At 65.8% G+C, this 2418-nt stretch carries 2 protein-coding genes; one reads left to right on the top strand and one right to left on the bottom strand.

What is annotated here, in order from left to right; translation table 11 throughout:
* A partial coding sequence (locus VKH46_12115; protein ID HKB71583.1) for an MFS transporter occupies window positions 1-853 on the bottom strand: 853 nt, incomplete at its 3' end.
* A 385-nt stretch (window positions 854-1238) separates the two neighbouring features.
* Between VKH46_12115 and VKH46_12120 the strand changes: the two genes are divergently transcribed.
* Window positions 1239-2418 (top strand): citrate synthase (locus VKH46_12120; protein ID HKB71584.1); only part of this gene is annotated, 1180 nt, incomplete at its 3' end.

Here is a 2418-nt window from a genome sequence, read left to right on the forward strand (position 1 = left end):
ACCCCGAGAGCACTCGACCCGCGGCGCTTCCGGTCGCCCCCACGATCAACGTCATCGTCACGAGCGCCGTGCTCGGAATCCCCATGCTCTTGGCGAACGGGACGAGCTGGCTGATCACCATGAGGCCGGCCGAGCAGCCGAGCGCGTAGGCGATCCACATGTACCAGGCCGTCGGGGTCCGCCACATCTCTCCGGGGGTGAATTCGTGGGTCGTCGCGGCGGCCTTCGCCGCCGGCGCGGGCGCCCAGCCGGCCGGCCGGTACCCGACCGGGGGGTTCTTCAGGAGATAGGCGCCGATCAGCGTCATCACGAAGAACACGGCGCCGAGCACGGTGAACGTCGTCCGCCATCCGTAGCGCGGAATCAGCCACAGGTTCGCGAGCGGCCCGAAGATCGCGGAGCCGCCGCCGTAGCCGGCGACGGCCAACCCGACCGCGAGGCCGCGCTTGTCGGGGAACCACTTGGCCATGACCGGGATCGGCGTCGCGTAGCCGAATCCGTTGCCGGCGCCGACGAGGATGCCGAAGCAGACGATGAGGTACGTGAGACTCGTCGTGCGCGCGCAGAGCAGGAACCCGAGCGTCAGCAGGATGGCGCCGGTCAGCGACACCCGGAACGGACCGAGCTTGTCCTGCAGCCGGCCCGCCACGATGAAGCTCAGGGCGAACGCGACGATCGCCCACATGAACACCGAGGACGTGTCGGACCGCTTCCACCCGAATTCCTTCTCGAGCGGAGCGACGAACACGCTCCAGGCGTAGAGCGAGCCGAGAGCCAGGTTCATGAAGAGCCCGCCCACGACGCGCCACCAGCGGTTCAGAGAGACTTCCGGAGCCGTTACCTCGGGACTCATGTGGTACCTCCCTTTCCTGTTCGAAAAACCAAAGGCCCGGAGCCGACCGTGAACCGGTCCGCGTCCCGGCCAGCTTCCGCATTCCGCGCGCCCGCCCGGCGCCGATCCTCGAGGCGGGAGGGGGAGGCCGAGATCGTCCCGTCCCGCCGGTCCGGCGCGATTCCCGGGTCGATATCCGGGAGAGACGGGGATAAACCGGTCATGGGCTCTCCTCCCGCGAGGTGTTGCGGGGAAGCGTAGGCTGCGGCGGCCGGGCCGCCTTTGATGCAGATGCATCGTTTTGGACGCCGGGAGAGCCGCCTCCCTTCCCGAATTTGAGCCAATCGAATCATTCCGATTCCGGCGGACCACCCTAGGCTTGCGATATCGTCAAGGAGGTTTTGCGATGTCGCTGACCGTGGAGAACACGATGGAAACCGAGACCGCCGTCACCCTGGATCACTTGAAAATCGTCGACGGGCGTACGGGCAAGTCGTACGACGTTCCGATCGAAAACGGGACCATTCGCGGGACGGACCTGAAGAAGATCAAGTCCGGTCCCGAGGACCCCGGCCTGATGGTTTACGACCCCGCCTACATGAACACCGCCTCGTGCCGGAGCGCGATCACGTTCATCGACGGGGACAAGGGCATCCTGCGCTATCGCGGATACCCGATCGAGGAGCTGGCCGAGCACTGCTCCTTCCTGGAGGTCGCGTACCTGCTCCTCCACGGCGAGCTTCCGAACAAGACGGAGAACGAAGAGTGGACCCGGCAGATCACGTACCACACGATGCTCCACGAGAGCATCAAGAAGTTCATGGACGGGTTCGCCTACGACGCGCACCCGATGGGGATCCTCGTCGCGACCGTGGGCGCGCTCTCGACGTTCTATCCCGACGCGCGGAACATCCACGACGAGGCCTCCCGCCGGACCCAGATCTACCGTCTCGTCGCCAAGATGCCGACGCTCGCCGCCTTCGCCTACCGGCACAGCCGCGGGCTCCCCTACGCCTATCCGGACAACGACCTCACCTACACCCAGAACTTCCTGAACATGCTCTTCAAGATGACCGAGGTGAAGTACCGGCCCGAGCCCGCCCTCGCGCGCGCGCTCGACGTCCTCTTCATCCTGCACGCCGATCACGAGCAGAACGCGTCGACCTCCGTGATGCGAGCCATCGGGTCCTCCCACGCCGACCCGTTCTCGGCCGTGGCGGGAGCGTGCGCCGCGCTCTACGGGCCGCTCCACGGCGGCGCGAACGAGGCGGTGCTCAAGATGCTCGCCGAGATCGGCACGAAGGACCGCGTTCCCGCTTTCATCAAGGAAGTGAAGGAAGGACACGGCGAGAAGCGCCTGATGGGCTTCGGCCACCGGATCTACAAGAACTACGATCCGCGCGCGAAGATCATCAAGAAGATCGCCGACGACGTCTTCGCCGTGACCGGGAAGAACCCGCTGCTGGAGATCGCGCTCGAGCTCGAGAAGATCGCGCTCGAGGACGAGTACTTCGTCAAGCGCAAGCTCTACCCGAACGTCGACTTCTACTCCGGCATCATCTATCAGGCGCTCGGCCTGCCGGTGG

Source organism: Thermoanaerobaculia bacterium (assembly GCA_035260525.1).
Classification (GTDB): Bacteria; Acidobacteriota; Thermoanaerobaculia; order UBA5066; family DATFVB01; genus DATFVB01.